This window comes from Acinetobacter sp. CFCC 11171 (assembly GCF_003268405.1).
GTDB classification, from domain to species: domain Bacteria; phylum Pseudomonadota; class Gammaproteobacteria; order Pseudomonadales; family Moraxellaceae; genus Acinetobacter; species Acinetobacter amyesii.
The window spans coordinates 1-16,781 of the sequence record NZ_LQXP01000036.1 but is presented as its reverse complement, the minus strand read 5'-3'; the positions used below and the strand labels follow the sequence as shown (position 1 = coordinate 16,781).

Annotated in this window: 14 protein-coding genes and 2 pseudogenes; 9 read left to right on the top strand and 7 right to left on the bottom strand. The window is 33.2% G+C overall.

All coding sequences use genetic code 11. The features are described from left to right. Positions 1-59 precede the first annotated feature (59 nt). From AVJ20_RS14610 to AVJ20_RS14600, 3 genes are read left to right on the top strand one after another with little or no spacing between them, the layout of a single operon-like run. Positions 60-629 (top strand): hypothetical protein, encoded by a 570-nt coding sequence (locus AVJ20_RS14610; RefSeq protein ID WP_111885734.1) that lies wholly within the window; start codon positions 60-62, stop codon positions 627-629. After that, positions 604-945 carry a hypothetical protein gene (locus tag AVJ20_RS14605; RefSeq protein ID WP_111885753.1) on the top strand — a complete coding sequence of 114 codons (342 nt, stop codon included), beginning with the start codon at positions 604-606 and terminating at the stop codon, positions 943-945. Before AVJ20_RS14610 ends, AVJ20_RS14605 begins: the two co-directional genes overlap by 26 nt. A gap of 59 nt (positions 946-1,004) precedes the next feature. Continuing rightward, positions 1,005-1,283: a hypothetical protein gene (locus tag AVJ20_RS14600; protein ID WP_111885733.1), complete on the top strand. Its 279-nt coding sequence runs from the start codon at positions 1,005-1,007 to the stop codon at positions 1,281-1,283. 109 nt (positions 1,284-1,392) lie between these two features. Here AVJ20_RS14600 and AVJ20_RS14595 read toward each other — a convergent pair whose 3' ends face one another. Next, positions 1,393-1,866: a hypothetical protein gene (locus AVJ20_RS14595; RefSeq protein ID WP_111885732.1), complete on the bottom strand. Its 474-nt coding sequence runs from the start codon at positions 1,864-1,866 to the stop codon at positions 1,393-1,395. Between the two features lie 278 nt (positions 1,867-2,144). On the opposite strand from AVJ20_RS14595, the gene AVJ20_RS14590 reads away from it, so the two are divergent. The 4 genes from AVJ20_RS14590 to AVJ20_RS14575 all read left to right on the top strand — a co-directional run bounded on the left by AVJ20_RS14590 (position 2,145) and on the right by AVJ20_RS14575 (position 8,133). Further along, positions 2,145-2,807, top strand: coding sequence for a hypothetical protein (locus AVJ20_RS14590; protein ID WP_111885731.1), 663 nt, complete (start codon positions 2,145-2,147; stop codon positions 2,805-2,807). Positions 2,808-2,919: 112 nt separating this feature from the next. Beyond that, positions 2,920-4,116, top strand: a complete 1,197-nt coding sequence (locus AVJ20_RS14585; RefSeq protein WP_111885730.1) for a site-specific integrase — start codon at positions 2,920-2,922, stop codon at positions 4,114-4,116. A gap of 60 nt (positions 4,117-4,176) precedes the next feature. Next, entirely contained in the window at positions 4,177-6,423 is a 2,247-nt protein-coding gene (locus AVJ20_RS14580) for a DEAD/DEAH box helicase (RefSeq protein ID WP_111885729.1), read from the top strand. A gap of 282 nt (positions 6,424-6,705) precedes the next feature. Next, on the top strand, positions 6,706-8,133 hold the full coding sequence (locus tag AVJ20_RS14575; RefSeq protein ID WP_162689778.1) for a hypothetical protein: 1,428 nt from the start codon (positions 6,706-6,708) through the stop codon (positions 8,131-8,133). An 84-nt stretch (positions 8,134-8,217) separates the two neighbouring features. Here the strand turns inward: AVJ20_RS14575 and AVJ20_RS14570 are convergent, their stop codons facing one another. From AVJ20_RS14570 to AVJ20_RS14565, 3 genes are all read right to left on the bottom strand, one after another. Beyond that, the gene (locus AVJ20_RS14570) at positions 8,218-9,732 is read right to left on the bottom strand and encodes an SIR2 family protein (protein ID WP_111885727.1); all 1,515 of its coding nucleotides are present in this window, start codon (positions 9,730-9,732) and stop codon (positions 8,218-8,220) included. A gap of 836 nt (positions 9,733-10,568) precedes the next feature. Beyond that, positions 10,569-10,706, bottom strand: a complete 138-nt coding sequence (locus AVJ20_RS19025; protein WP_020753596.1) for a hypothetical protein — start codon at positions 10,704-10,706, stop codon at positions 10,569-10,571. 45 nt (positions 10,707-10,751) lie between these two features. Further along, complete coding sequence (locus AVJ20_RS14565; protein ID WP_416240554.1) at positions 10,752-11,516, bottom strand: IS5 family transposase; 765 nt, start codon at positions 11,514-11,516, stop codon at positions 10,752-10,754. A 308-nt stretch (positions 11,517-11,824) separates the two neighbouring features. On the opposite strand from AVJ20_RS14565, the gene AVJ20_RS14560 reads away from it, so the two are divergent. Continuing rightward, complete coding sequence (locus AVJ20_RS14560) at positions 11,825-12,850, top strand: formylglycine-generating enzyme family protein (protein ID WP_111885726.1); 1,026 nt, start codon at positions 11,825-11,827, stop codon at positions 12,848-12,850. Between the two features lie 406 nt (positions 12,851-13,256). On the opposite strand, the pseudogene AVJ20_RS19020 reads toward AVJ20_RS14560, so the two are convergent. The 3 genes and pseudogenes from AVJ20_RS19020 to AVJ20_RS18390 all read right to left on the bottom strand — a co-directional run bounded on the left by AVJ20_RS19020 (position 13,257) and on the right by AVJ20_RS18390 (position 15,310). Beyond that, positions 13,257-14,243 (bottom strand): annotated as a pseudogene (locus AVJ20_RS19020) (hypothetical protein). Positions 14,244-14,396: 153 nt separating this feature from the next. Next, positions 14,397-15,134: a putative type VI secretion system effector gene (locus AVJ20_RS14545; RefSeq protein ID WP_228157223.1), complete on the bottom strand. Its 738-nt coding sequence runs from the start codon at positions 15,132-15,134 to the stop codon at positions 14,397-14,399. A 17-nt stretch (positions 15,135-15,151) separates the two neighbouring features. Next, entirely contained in the window at positions 15,152-15,310 is a 159-nt protein-coding gene (locus AVJ20_RS18390; protein WP_162689777.1) for a hypothetical protein, read from the bottom strand. 279 nt (positions 15,311-15,589) lie between these two features. On the opposite strand from AVJ20_RS18390, the pseudogene AVJ20_RS14540 reads away from it, so the two are divergent. Next, positions 15,590-16,588: pseudogene (locus tag AVJ20_RS14540) on the top strand (IS5 family transposase). Positions 16,589-16,781: the final 193 nt, after the last annotated feature.

Below are 16,781 nucleotides of genomic sequence, written 5' to 3'. Positions count from 1 at the left end.
TTCAGTCCCGATGTGCTCTTGCAGTACATCGGGATTTTTTATGCTTAAAGGAAGCCATTATGCAACCAAGAATTTTTGACAAAGCCAATCAAACCCTTATTAAAACATGGAGTTGTAATAAGCTATCAGACAGATCCAAAGGCAAACTGCAATATCAATTGTGGCAAGACAATGACGATCAAAGTTTTGGTATCGCCCTAAGTGAAAATGAATCATCAGGTGGATTTAGTGCGGAGTTAATCAAAGTTGATCAAATCATCTCAACACTGCAAAAACTCTATCAAACAGCAAAACCCTTTCATGCAGTTACATTGAAAGGCTTATTTATCGGAAAATCTGTGAACAATGCAAGTTTTCTAGGTGCTGTTTTAGTTGATCAAGGTGTGATTCGCCCGCATCCACAAACTGCACGCTTGCTTGAAGTAAGTGCTGAATATGAGCTTTGGCCACAGTCATTTGAGGATGTTGTACAGCAAAACTCATCACGATCTGAATCGTCCAATGAGATGAAACCTTTAGGTGGGAAAAGAGGTCCTAAGCCGAAGAATTTACAAGTAATTCTGAGTGATGACGTAACATCATTAGGGGCAACGGAGGATGAAAATGAAGTACATCAAGAGTCAATCTGATTTATCGCAAGTTTCTGATGATTCAATTCGAGCAAGTATTTCACTTCACATACATACACTCGAACAGCAATATGCTGAACCTTATCAAGCCACCCTTCATGGGTGGTTTGTTATTTGTGAGTATGACAATGACTTAACCGAACCTTTTGCACAACTCAGTTTTAGCCTATCTGAAAAACTGTCATTAGGTGAAGTTGAATTTGTAGAGAAAAAGCATGATTGGTATGAGGTGTATATCATGCTGAACGACAACGAAGGTATTTTAGTCTATGTTCCGACTGAGATTTCAGAACGCCATAAGATCAACCAAATCTAGCCCACTACACAGACTACCGCCTACCCTATTCTATATTAATTTTTATGTGAGACTTATTTATGACAAGGCAACGACTTTTCGCCTTGGGCCAAGTTGTGTCTACGCCCAGTGCTTTAGCTTTTGCAGAAAATCATCAAATTGATCTACTCCAATTACTTCATCGTCATCAAACGGGCGATTGGGGAGACTTAGAAAATGAAGACAAAGAAGCAAATGAAGAAGCTCTAGTCAATCATACCCGTATCTTTTCTAGTTATTCTGTAGGAGAAGACAAAATTTGGATCATCACAGAAGCAGATCGTTCTTTTACGACATTTTTAATGCCAAGTGATTACTAACAAAACCGTAAAATAGACCCCAAGACTTTTTTAGTCTTGGGGTGATTTTATATCTTTTTAAGTGAGGTAACCAACGATACTCAATTCAAATGAGCGGTCGGACGTTCTACTAATCCTTAGGTTTAAAATCTAAATTTTCCTCAGTATAAAAACCTTGAAGTCTAATTGAAGATCTTATAATTTTTAATTTGTACTGTGACATATTAATTTCATCACGAATTTTTTTAAAATATCTATTAAAAGTTCGATTGGTTTGATTTTTATATATTGGATATTCTTCATAAAATTTATTTCGAAAATCTTGTGTCGAATCGAAACCATCATTATTCAATTTAATGTCTAAAAACAAATTTAGATGTTCTTGTTGCTTATTTATCTTTTTCCAGTTCTCAATTTTCACCTTATTAATTATGTGATGAATTAAAACCTTGTCTGGGTTTTTAATTGCAAACTCAAAGTTACTTTTATAGCGATATGCAGTAGATTGGTGGCATTTATTTAACTGCTGTATCTCAGCGAGAGAAATCTTAGGATTATCTTGTAAAGCATCATAGATATTCTTTGGGAAATATACTTTCTTCATAATATTGACTAATAAATAAGCACTTAAATCCCGTATATTTTACCTAAAAAGTGGTACTTTGTAAGTATAGATCCTTAAGACACATCGAATGAGAATAATTTTAGAAACATCATAAGTAACTGTTTTAAATAAATATTATTTAATTTGGCATCTTGATTTTATAAGCTATCCTGCTATTCTGACCTCACAGACACAACCCAAATGATTAATTCCAAGCTGTAATTTTATAAATATTCTTGGAATTAAGATTTCTTATTTACAAACTTATAGGTGTAAAAATGGTTTTAAATCCAAAACATCCCGTAGCTAAAGATGCTAAACATAGAAAGAAAGTCTTAAATGAATTAATTTCAAGCGCTTCTGACCAATCAGAACATATAGTAAAGTCATTATTATGGAATTCTGATAGCATTAATCTTTATGATAGTCTTTCTGATTTAAATAAAAAAAATGGTATGAATATTCCATTAAAAAATTATGGTCGCATGATTAAATCTCTTAAATTTAAAGCAGATTTTGGTAATCGAACTACCCTTGATTTTATTAATTGGCTTTCCATTAGTTTTTTAGTTGTATTAGCTGAAACTACTTACAGTAGTAAAGATATGAGTTTATATATTGTTCGTGGAGAAAATGGAGGCATATTATTTGATGGTCCTCCTCAGTGTAAATATCCTAATACTAATTGTATGCATTATCGAGATGGATTAGATATAGTCGAAATGGTAGATAATTATAATCCTTCTAAAGTAATTTTTTATCTACATTCCCAAATTACCTTTAGCGACAGTAGTTTTATTATGGCTATTTATTTATTAGATGAAAATGATAATTTTTTAACTAAACTTATAGTTGAAATATTTGATCAATCAATTGCACCTACAGGTTGCAAAAAGCTATGGGTACCCAAAAGTGTCCATGACTTTAAAAATATGATGTAAATAATATAGTTACGTTGTTTTAACCCCCATCCGAAACGCACTTATCCATAATTCCGAATTACATGGTCTCACGATCAGGGATAAGTGCGCCTTTTTTTCATAAGGAGAACCAATGAACACACCTTTTCCACTTAAATCATTAGCAAATTTTGGGATGCCACAGTTATTCAATATCGAGCAACTTACGCTACCAGAGGGTAAATCCAAAGTCGAAATTTCAGTTCCTCATGTAAAAGGACTCAAAGTTGTTATATCCAATGTGAGTAAGACTTTTATGTTCAGAGCTGTCTTTAAGGGAAAAAAGATCAGCACGACATTAGGTAAATATCCTGAAGTGTCCTTACAGCAAGCCATTAGTATGGTAGATAGCTACCAACTTATGCTAAGTAAGGGAATTAATCCTCTTGAGGAAAAGGCACGTATTGAGAATATTCCAACGCTTTTAGCTTTCTTCAATAAGACGTATCTGCCTATGGCTCAATTAAACAAGAAATCTTGGAAGGATGATGTTTCAAGATTTAAGAATCATATTGAGCCTACTTTAGGGCATATCCAATTGACACAAATTACAGCAGCAATGCTCAGTGATTTGATGCTTAAAATCAAAACAGAGGATCGTGCCAACGCAACAGTCAATCGGACACGGGCATTATTGAGCAGTATGTTTAATGTCGCTTTTGAACGAGAGATTATCGATCAATCACCGATGAGCCGTGTCAAAAAATTGATTGAACAAAATCAGATTGAGCGTTACCTCAGTGATGATGAGTTAAAACGTCTAATGTACGTTCTAGCACATCCCAATGTCCATAATATCGATAACCAAATCATTGTTGGTATTGTGGAAATGCTGTTATTAACTGGAGCCCGTAAAAGTGAAGTATTAAATCTTAAATGGACTGATTTAGATGAGAATAACCATCTTTGGAAGCTCAATGAGAATAAATCGGGTAAACCTCGAATTATTCAACTCAACAGTCAAGCACAGCAAATCATTCGCAAAATGTCACGCAAGTATTTGTATGTGTTTGCCAATCCTAAAACTGGACTACCTTTTAATGATATCCGCAAAACTTTCCAGAAAATTCTAGAAGCATCTCAGATTGAGAATTTCCGTATCCATGATCTACGTCATAACTTTGCCAGTATGGCAGTTAATAATGGTTGTGACATTTATGTGGTTCAGCACTTATTAGGACATGCTTCACCTACCACGACTCAGCGTTATGCACATTTACGTCAGGATACGTTGCGTAATGCTTCTGAAATGCTTGCTGAACGTATCAACAGCGCTCGTCCAAATCTCTAACTTTTCATCTTAACTTATTGTCAGGGTATGTCGCTAAGCGACATGCCCTAGGGATTTCTCATGTCTAATAAAGCATTTCAGCTTATCCCCAACCAATATTTATCTACATTTGGTATTAAGGTTGAACCTAATCAATCCACTTTTCTTGTTGCTCCAACTGGTGCAGGAAAGACCACGTTCACGATGGAGGAGCTAAGAGATCAATTTAAATTTGTACTCATTCTTGTACCAACTCAAGCTAAAGTCATGGAGTTACAACATGAATATTCAGGAAAATCTACAGCTCTTTCTAAATACTTATTTTTTTGTGCAAATGAAAATCCTGATGAGACTATTCGTAAGTTCAAAGGTGTCATTGTTGCAACCTATGATAAATTCGATAAAATTATTAAATTAATGTCTGACTCTCAAAAGAAATCAGCTCTCTTGGTCATTGATGAGGCGCATAAATTATATTCGGCTGGTTCATTTCGGGATGATGCTTTAACGCCTGTGATTTGGCATCTACAAAAGCGTTCAATACCTACAAGCTTGTTCCTGACTGCAACCAAAACAATAGAGCTATTTAATCAGCTTAAAATAGATATTGATCAAGAAATTATTGTTAAGCATCAAAACCCACCTGTACGTAATATCAATGTAACCTCTTTAACCAATGGGGATCAATACACAGCTATTGCCATTATTGAGGAAAAAGTCAAAGAGTTAATTAGTTTATCATCTGATTCAGCTAAAGGGAGATGTGGCAAAACCATTATTGTACGTGTGAACTCTAGGGATAAATGTGAGAGTTTTAGGCAATACTTTGAACAACGCTACAAACTTAAATGTATTGTGGTACATAGTAAAACCAAGGGTTTAGCCGATGTCAAAGAAATTTTTGAGACACAAAAAATCCCGACTGGCATTGATATTGTCTTTACAACTTCTATTATGGATGAGGCTGTGAATCTCAACAATCCAGAAATTGAAATTGATTCAGTTTTTATTTTAGGTAAACAAGCGCACGTCGAAGAATTGGTTCAGTTTATTGGTCGATTACGAATCGCAAATGTACCATGCCACATTTTATTCCACACTGAAATATCTAGATCAAATGGCAATCCAGAGCAATTTCACAGCAAGCATCTTAGAAGATTAAATGATTTTATTACTCGTGTGAATGAAATTGCTAAAGCTTTAGCGAGTTTAGCAGAAGACTATAAATTTGATTTTCAAGATAATGAGAAGCCCAATATTTATAACAAAGTTAGTCAAATGAATGAGAGTTTTCGAGACTGGTTTGATTGTAAATTATTTGCTGTATATCAAGGAAAATCCATCCAAAATACTGCCAGTTTGGTCTCAGCACTGTATTTAATTGATACAAGCTATTTTTACAGTAGCTTTGAATATATGGCGTGGCGTATTAAGCAATTTTTGCCCAACTGTGCAATTAAATTTAGTGAGAATTCAATATCTACTCCCCCCTATATCGCTGATTTCTTTGATGAGCAAAAGGCTAATGCTGACAGTGCCTACGCTGTAAGTATCAAAACTGCACTAAAAATCTTTCTTGAACACTTTCAGAAAGGTCATCAAAAACCTGAATCCTTAAAAGAGATGTCTACTCAGTTTATCGAGCACAAACAGCTTGATGAAGATTACATCGATAATCTAGCCTATTACTGTGATGATCAACCCATATACCCTGAGAAAGTAGCTCAGATTCTAAATGAGATTGTTTATCTAGCTCAGCACATTGGTAACATACATGATATCTATCAAGTCCTTTCTCAAAAAAGATTCAGTAGAATTGTTAAAGTAGCAGATGGATATGCAAAAAATGTATTTGTCCAATATATTGCTAAGCAATTCTATACGCGTTGTCCTGAAAAATATTTGGAAAATAAGCACATACTCAAAGGTCCGCAAGCAAGTAAATTACTGTGTAGTACCTTTAAGGCGGTGCAGAAACAAACAAATCTTCCAATGAAGTCTATTGTCAAAGCTAACCTTATCAAGGGAATGAATTATGACCATATTTCAGACTCATTTGAGATTGATAATAGTAAAGCACTTAATTTTCTTGCGACATATTTTGATGTCATAGATCGCAACAAAAACAAGCCTGAAAGACGCTATCTTGAATTCCAAGGCATTGCAGTAGATGGACTCGAATATTTACATCTGAAAGATTGGCAAAGTAAACATCTTGTTCCTAGGGAGCCATTTATCATGGATGGCAAAACCTATGATGCCTATACAGGTGCGACCAATATGATTCGCAAAGCTACTCAGAAAGAGATAGATGAATTGTTTAGTTAGGTCAAAGTACACCTTACTTGTACTAGCTTAGTACCATCTATCGCATGTCCAATGTCCACAAATAAGTTACTTTCTGTTCTCACTCTTTCATGATTGCTTCATCCTGAAAGTAACTTATTTCTGCACGATGTAGCAGTATTTTTGTGGGGGAGTTTTTTCTAGTGAGGGAAAATTTTGGAAGTGTGTTACGTTGCATCGGATTGTGTGGAGATGTATAGGGGGAGTTTTGTTATAATTAATAGATGATTAGTGTCAATTCAATTGTCTGTTGATAAGTCCGTTATGAAAAAATATTTAGAAAATATCCTTTTAAATAAAAAATTTGAATTGAAAGATTTAAATTATCTAATTGAAAATATTAAGGATTGTGATCATTTTTTTAAAATAAATAAATTGGATGAAAAATATCTTATAAAATTAGTAAGATATATTAATTTAACGACAAATCATATTACAAATAAAAATGATTATATAAACTTTTTTATTTCAAAACTACAATTTGGCATGCATAAATTCAATAAAAATCAATTTTTTCAAAGCCTTTCAGAGTTGGTTGTAGCTGGAGGGATGTTCGAATTAATCAAAGAATATCCTGACTTATATTCCAGCTTTAAATATGAAAGGAAGTTTGGTGGGAAAAAAGATGTGGATTTTAGTTTTTATTGGAAAACTCATGATTGTGATATTAATATTGAGGTTAAATGCCCAAATTATGATAAAGAAATCGATTATTATAATAAAGAGGTTTTATGGGGTAGGGCTCCATCCTTTGATAATACTCTACATATTACTAGAAGGGATTGTAAAGCTATCTCTTATATTAAAGATGCACACGATAAAGTTAATGGGAGTAAAGAAAGTGATATAAATATTTTAGTTGTCTGTACTTCAGGTGTTATTGATCAAGCTGAATGGGTTAACTATTATATTAAAAATAAAGATGAAAAATCAAGTGGTGGAGTTTTAATGGATGGCGAAACTTACGGACTCAAGGAAAGTGATTATAAGAATATTGATTTTATAATAATAACAGATGTATTCTATAGGCTTGAAAATTGTATGCATATGGAGTTTTTTAACTTTAATCAATGTCATAATTTTTTATTCCCTAACGATCAATCGAAAAGAAATAAAGAGATTTTAAAAGGTTTAACAGAGTCCGAATTAATTTATATTAAAAGCATAAAAAATGAAAAAGATTACTTGGAACTTGATCGAAAATATCCTTTGCTTAGAAGATACTTTGATATTTCAAATTTATTTAATAATGTATCAAACGAATATATGATTTTTTTTCAAGAGCATAGTTTGTATTATCACAATTATAATTGGATTTTACCTGCATTTATTTTTTATAAAGAAATTAAATTAATGTATCCATTTGTTAAAATTAAAATTCTGGATGATTACCCAAATTGTATTAAAAATAATTACAGTAATATTATCGAATTAAATAGGCAAAAATTAATCGATTCCTTTGAAATGCAAAATTTAAACTTAACAGTAGATAATAGTTATGATAATTTTTTTAACTTCTTAAATACATTAAGCAATGATTTTATTTCAACTCTAGGATGTGAAGAAAATATCCATAAAGTTTTCATTAATGGAGAATATAGTGAATTTTATACTTTTTTAGATTTCGGGATTAATTTATTTAAACTTAAAAAAGATAATGAAAAAAACACTCCTTTCAAAATTGTGTTCTAGAAGTAAAAATTAATTAAATAAAATCATATTTCAATTAAAAACTGTAATAAGTATATATTATACTTATTACAGTGCTACCTTACATTAAACTTTGTATTTCATCCAATCATACAAGCATAATAATCTTTTATTATTAGTTTCTTTCATCTGATCAGAACTTAATGTTTTTAAATACTTTTCAACATCATCCAAGCTAAGAAAACCATAATATAAATTCCAAAATATTAAGCAATCTTTCTTGTGTTTAGTGCATTCAGATTCATCTATAATATCTTTAGTACTGGTGTATTTAGAGTTTTCAGAGTTATAAGTATTAAATGTTGATGATTTTATATGAGCTTCAATTTTATTTAATTGAAGTTCTTTTAATTTATCAAGATTATTAATTTTGTCATTTATTGAAGAAAAACCGAATACTGGGAAAACTCTTTTTCCTGCAACAATCTCATGTTTGTTAATTACTTCAATAATAGGAGTGTTATCTTCTTCAATAATTACAAAATACTCTTTTATTAATTCATCTAATTTCTTAAACTCATATCTAATATTATCTTTAGCACCTATTGCTAGTACCATCTGATTGTTATCTAAATCATCTATATCTTCAGTAATAGTAACTGATATACCTTGCTCACCTTTTAGAATTTCATGATAAACACTTTGAACTTTTCTAATTTCCATCGCAGAAACATGTAGAACCAAGTTTGAAATTTCTTTATATACAGCTGAATAATTATCAGTATTTATTTTATTGATTCTAATAATTCCAATGTCTTCTACATCAATATCATGTTTTACAACTTCTGTTGACATATTGTTTGGGTCAAACTCAACCAATAGAAAGTTATTTTGAATTTTTTTAGCCTCATCAGAGTTTGGATCTACATAGGAAAATATTGTTTTCAAGATACTTCTAATATTCTCATCACCCAAACTATATCCAATAAAAATGACAGGATTGTGCATGAATAGTGATAGCATTTGAGCTTTAATCAGTTCATATTTTTGATTAAATAATTTATAGTCATTACTTGTAATCACCATACTGCTTGGGTCACTAACACACCCATGAATTTTGTAAACAGATCCATATGGATTACTTAAAAGAATATTATTTCCAATTAATGGAGAAAACTTAAAAAAATTCTCTGCGTATAAATCATAATTAGTCGTTAAAATTGAACCAATATTTTTTCTAGCTTTTATCAATTCTGCTAATTCTGGAGTCATTTCTTCTTTTTGAGTTGTATCAGCAAGCAATTGGCAAATATATATTTTAAATCTGCTATATCTTTTTCCTTTTGCCATATTTTCGTAAAATATATTATTTATTTCATCAAAATTAGCGTCAGTGCTAACCAATTCATTGAACTCTACTTCTAATTTCTCTGCAACCATTTCTAGAGATAGTTTTCCACCTATATAACAGCTATCCAGTAGATCTAAGAATTTTCTTTCATTTCCATGTAAATCAAAAGAGATTTTTTTCAGAAGGTCGATCCAAGAGTATGATTTTTTTAAATATCTAAGACTAAATCCAGTCCCCAAAAATAGAATAGGATGATTTCTCATACCTACAAAAAATTCCGCAAGATGCATGATTTAACTCAATTGAAGTATCTATTTAAATAATAGTAATTCAAAAGAGTACTGATGTCATATGATCATATCTAAAAATAAATTAATGTGCTGTCTAGCACCTTGTACACAAAGCAAGCATGGTCTTTGCGGTCTATAAAAAAATCGTTGCATTTCTGCTGTCTATCTTTGTGGGACCGCAGTAGAAAGCGGTCTCTTTGCGGTTTTTGTAAGTTTTTTGCACAAAAAATAGCTTATTATTCTTATAGCTAGCAAAACTCAGATTTGACTCATTTTTGTCTTAGAAAAGTCAAAAGCCTTAGTTTTCTTACACTTCCAAATTTATCCGCGGTCTCCTTGATTCTATTCGTTTTGACCATTTTAAATGAATTCAAGGTATTGTTTTATATAGTAAAATAATTAAAACTTCTCTCCGCTCATAATCCGTTGGTCCACAGTTCAAGTCTGTGTGGGCCCACCAATTTTTTGTAATCATATGCTCAACTTTGCAATGATTTAATATATAAACCCATGAATTATAATGATTCATGGGTTTTTTATTTCTTTTTTGCAATATGCTGCACTGTAATATAGAAAGCTTTTCTTTATAGGATTTGTGATCTATATAATTTAACTTCACTTTACTTTTAAATGGCTAAAAATTAAGTATAAAAATCAAGATTTTATAACACAAAAATAAGTATCTAACCGATAAGTCGTAAATGCATCAACGATGTACGGGTCATCTTCCGCGACCTGACATTCATACTCCACACTCTGAAGCCATTTAGGTTGTGTATCAAAAGGGCTTTGTTCACAAAGATTTGAAATGCAAAGCACCCCTAATTGAGCCAAATTTAAGGCGTAACTTGGGTAAGTGGTCGACCTAATTCCGTAAATCTGTTAAGGACTGCTACACGTGCATGGATCTCATTCACTTGGCTATCAAAACTCCTTGCACTGAGTTTATCTCCTAATAATTTGATGCAATGCATCTTATTTTCAATCATACTTCGCCGATGATAGCCTGACCATTTTTTCTATAGTGTCCTGCCTACACGTTTAATTGTTCGAAGTAATTCATTTCGCTCTAGCGTGCTACTCTTTGTATCTTTCCATGGTTTCGCATTTTTTCTAGGTGCAATCACCGCATGCGCTTGCCGATCTGCAATGACCTGACGGCATTGCTTGGTGTCATAAGCTCCATCGGTATAAACAGAGTCAATTTGCTCATCTTGTGGAAACTGATTAAGTAAATCACCAAGCACCTGTGAATCACTGAAATTATTGGTTGTGAGCTGAATAGCGCGTATTTGTAGGGTTTTAGCATCTATACCAATATGTAGTTTACGACATTGGCGACGATATTCAGGCCCATGTTTCTTGCGTTTCCATTCTCCCTCACCTAGAAACCTCATGCCTGTAGAGTCTACGAGTAGATGCAGCCCATCGCTACTTTTTTTGGTAGCTGATTTCAATATCAATATGCTTTTGTCTTCTACAAATGGTGGAATACGAATATCACTAATATTCGGGGCTGCCCAATCTAATCTACAAAGATGAATAAAACTTTCAACAAAGCCAGTGACCATACGTAAAGACAAACGGAATAGAGATTTAATCATCAGACAGCATTGGATAGCAGCATCAGAATAGGTTTGATTTCGACCATGCTTGCCCTTTGGTTGAGCGTACCATTGAGTTTTGGGATCAAACCAAATAGAGATATTTCCTCGATTGATTAATGCTCTGTTATAAGAAGGCCAATTGGTTGTGCGATAGATTTTAGATGTGGACTTATTCATTTGAGAATTATAATGTTGAATAAGCCTTTAACCGTAGATTTGAGCAACAAAGCCTATCTAAACCATTCATGCAAATTGTCATATCAAACAAAGAGGCTGTACGAGTTGACCAGTGTCTTACGCCATGGATCAATTAATCTTGCTTCGGGTTAAGTAAAATTAAGATAATGCTTGCATGACCTTGATGTAAATCTTAGCTGGTAGCCATATTTAGAGTTGACTCAATAAATATAAAAACTTACTTTTTGAGATATTAAATTTGTTTTATTCTTTGATAATATTTAAACAACTCTATAATTTAAAAAAATATGATCAATCGACAAATCGCTTTTATTTTCCTCTCAAGCCTGACATTAGCGGCTTGTGCTAAAACTCCATCAGAGCCAAATGCATCTTCTCAAAAGCAAGCCAATCAGAAAGTTACAGATCCAAATTTACAGAGTGAAATTCATGAGCTTGTCGAGCGCACAAAGAAAAATATGGTGAATGTACAAGGTGGTTCATTCATTATGGGAGATTTCGGCACCATCACCAAAGAACTAGAAAAAACAGCTCCAGATAGTGTGGCAGTAACGAATCCCAAAGGCAATGTCGAGACACCTCCCTATAATAGCTATGTAGGTTATTCATCTGATAAGGATAATAAACCACCGCATAAAGTGGTCTTAGACAGCTTTAAGATGACCAATAATAAAATTACTTTGCAAGATTATTTGATCTATCTCAAGGCCACCAATCAAGTACAACCAGATTATTTAGAAGACTATCCAAAGGAAATTTTTCATAAACTCCCAGCAGGTGCAAATTGGTACAATGCACAAAAGTATTGTCAGTGGTTAGGCAATCAAATGGGGCAAAAAATGGATTTACCGACAGAAGCACAATGGGAATATGCTGCCCGAAACCGTGGACAATACCTTCTCTATGCAACCAATGATGGCACCATGAAAAATGGGGTAAATATTGCAAGCTATGAACAACTCAAAACCAATTCTGTTAAATATAGGTATAATAATTATGGACATCTTCCTATATTAGGAAAAGTATCACCAAATGCTTTGGGAATCTACGACATGGTGACAAATAATACTGAATGGGTCAGAGATTGGTATAGCGAAAACTACTATGCAGAGTCACCTGTTAAGAATCCACAAGGCCCTAAAGATGGCACAGAAAAAGTCTTGCGCAGCTCCTTTCCACAAGGTGGTGATAATGCTGCTGGTGGTGATGGCATGAATATTTACCGTCAAAAAGCCCCTCCATCCGCTATGTTCAAAGAGCATGGCAATACTATTGATGGAAGCCAAGATACCGCATTTCGTTGTATAAATTAATTTAAACTTTATACGTTCCATTTTGGTTATTTGATTCTAGTGAAGTATCAATCATCTCAATATTGCTTACCAACAGTGTATCTCTATCAAAAGGACCCGCTCCAATTCAGCTTTATTTTTTCGTGTTTCGGCTTTCCATATCGGATCTTTATAAACCCAATAATGTTCATGCTAAAATTGAGTATAGTCAGGCGTTTCTGAAAGCTTGATAAAACATCTATAGCCCGTTTGCAACAACGGTACAAAACTCTGCGGCTCACAGACATAATGCTTTATTTTTTCGCATCAAATTGAAATCAATAAATAATAAGCTAATACAATGCTTACGTGACTTTGATGTAGGCGTTAGGTGGTAATCCTCTTCAGCCTATTCCCTTAATTTATATTGAAAAATCGAAAGAGCTTTTTATTTATCCATCATTTTAAACATCGTAAATTCAAAATTATCTTTTGCACTGATTTCCTCTGGGCGCTCTAAATCCATTTTGTTTTTTCGTACTACATCTTCATGCCAAACGGGCAATGGTTTGATATGCAATAAAATTCTTCGCGCCACACAGTTACACACATCAAATGGATAAGCAAATAAAGCAGGAACCCAATTATAATGATAAATGATTCGAAATGATTTCCATGTATCTCTCCAACTTTCTTTTGCACCCACGACCTTTTGACAATAGGTTAGTTGGGTAAACGGATCGATGGTACCGTACATAGGATGCGGTTTGGGGTAAAGCTCCTCTGGTCCTTTCATCATAAAATGACAAATAAAAGTCCATAAACCTTGAGTACGAAATATTCCAATCATTGGAAAGCCAATCACAAAGGTATGTTTTAGGATGCCGTCTTCGATGATATGTGCCCGAAGCTCTCGTAATGGAATGCCAGACAACCCAAAACTACTGCCCATAATATAAACTACATCTGTCCATTTTTTCTATATATTCTTGATCATTAATATAGAAAAAACTTTACCTGTTTTTCTATTAAAAAGAACAGGCTTACAAATAGGTTGTTTATGATCATATTTAAAGTAAGGACGTAGAAATGCAACACAAGGAAGTCCTATTACAAAAAGTACAGCTATAAGGAAAAAAAAAGCCTCTCCTACACTAGAATTATCAAGAAAAGAAAGAATACCAATGTAGTAAAATAAAAATAAAAATAATGGAAACATTGGAATTAATAAACTTATTCCTTTTCCTAACCTTGCATAAGATTGATCAATCAATTCGATATAATCATCATTCATGCTAATAAATGACCAATTATGATTACGTTTAGAATCATTTTCTGGTTTAAGTAGAACGTCTCCTTCATCTAACTGAGAAAAAGGAACATCCTGTTTAAATACATCATAACCAAAGTCATGATTTTTTATTTTACTTTTCATATTAACTATATACTAACTTAAGGCCTAACATTTGTTCTCCAATCGTTTGGAATCTTGGTATACTCTAATCCGTAGATAGTAAGCATTTACGAATCCATTTTTGGATATCATTATCTTGGGCAAAATATGCAATTAAAGATAAAATAGACTTTTTCATTTCTTATCAGAATAATCCTCAGGATAAGGATCATCTTTAATAACTTTTCGATAATCGTAAATAGATTCTAAAATTAATTTCTCTGATGTATCTTCATGTCGTGCAGTAAATAGATATATTTCTTGAGGATTTTTAAAGCCATACAAGTCAAAAATTTGTTCTGAGTTTTCACTGAGATATATTAATGAAGCTGCGGAACTTTTAATAATATACATAAATAAAAAATAAAAAGTAAAAATCGCAGAAAAGAATATTAAAAAATTTACTAAATCAAAATTTTGAGGGAGTACAATTATAAAAGTGAAAGCAATAACAAAAGTTAGTGTAAACCATACTAGTCCCCCCTTGTTTGTGGATTTTTTAAAATTTGTTATCGAGGCCCCCATTCCAATCTGCATATGTAGGATGCCTGTTGAAGGGCTTAGCACTGATAATAACTCATAAACATTTTCTTCAATTTTATTTGCAGCACAAACTACATATTCATTCTGTTGTAATAAAACACGATGAAATTGGCCAACGCATATCTTTCCATTAATTTTCATAACAAGAGTCTCAATATGCAAGCGAGACTGAGAAGCCAAAAATACACTTTGTGTTCCCAAAGTAACATTGCCAGTTATGGTTCCAAGAATTGCAGATGAAGCTATTAATGAGTCTCCCTTTCCACCTAGGGCATTTAATACTCCTTTATGAACTTCTAACTCTCTAATATAGCCTTCTAATTTAATCATATCTTTTCTATACATACTTATAAGCTCACAACTGCCTTAGCAAACTCTTGATACTCTTCATCTTCATTTTTAAAAGGCGTCTCTTTACTATTTGCTTTCCTAAAAGGTGTTTTTTGACACCAATCTTCTAAAGCATCGTCAGACCCATTTTTTAGTTCTATTTGGCTTTGTTGCACAAAGATTTCATAACTATATGATTTTAAAGGTTTTGATTATTTTTTGATCCAAAATTAAATTTATTTAAATCAGATGCTTACATATTTATGCAACAAAGCCGTTCTATTTCAACAGCAACCAGACTTAATGTTATTACATTCAAACCAGCAATCACACGTACACTCATTAAAAAGCCATGACTGCATGTTGCGACAGTTTTATTGTCACATTTTTAAGTACAGCTGAACCCAGATGTGGCGCAACAGCACTAACAAGAAGACCAATCTGTCCAACGGTAAGTGCTAAACTTGATAAAAATCTACCTGACAACTAAATTGGTCCGCATATAACAAAGCTTTCATCAAGCGAAGAAATATTTCAATCTGGTTTGATCCTAAGACCCAATGGTATGCGTAACCACAAAGTTAGCACGGACGAAATCAAACTTATTCCGATACAGCGATTCAATGCTATTTTAATGATCAAATCTCTATTCCACCTTACTTTACGCATGGTCACAGGCTTTGCTAAAGCCTTATTAAACTCTGTGGCTGAGCAGCCCCGAATATCAGTGATATTTGTACTCTACCCTTTGTAGACGACTAAAGCATATGGATATTGTAATAAGCTATCAGAAAAGTCGTAGTGGGTTACACTTACTCATCGACTCTACGAGTTTAAAATTTTTAGCTAAATGCGAATGGAAGCGTAAAAAGCATCAGCCTGAATAACGTCGGCAATGGCATAAACTGCATATTGGTATTGATGCTGAAACGCTTCAAAGACGTGCTGTTCAGCTTACGAAAAATAATGTCAGTGATTCACAAGTACTTAGTGATTTTCTGGATCAAATACCACTATATGAGGGAATAGATTCTGTCTATACCGATGGGGCGTACGACACGAAGTGCTGCAGACAAGTGAATTTAGATTGTCAAGCACATGCAGTGATTCCACCTAAGAAAAATGCAAAACCATCGAAAGATAAAAAGCTAGCTCGCTAGAGCGAAATAAGTTACTTCAAACGGTTAAACATTTAGGCAGAACTCTATGGAAAACTGTCAGGCTATCACCGTCGCAGTTTGGTGGAAACCAAGATGCATTGCATCAAATAATTAGGAGATAAGCTGACGGCAAGACATTTTCAAAGTCAGGTTAATGAAATTTATGCGCGTGTGGCAGTTCTGAATAGGTTTACGGAATTAGGTAGACCTCACACCCAAGTTGTTACTAAATTTAAATGGATTGGGGATAACTCACCCTTTGAAGGTTTATGCATCAAAGCCTTTTACAACTAGGTATAGCCATTTCTGAAACCTGCTCAAGAATATCTAGTATTAGATCTCTTTCATAAATCAAAAAACGATCTTCTTTTTGGTTAATATTTGCACTCCGGATTTCTTAGCATTCGTGCATAATCTGCGGATGAAATACATCGATTCAAACAAGCTTTCTGATCCTCAGTTCAAGCGATACACAGGCATCTCATGG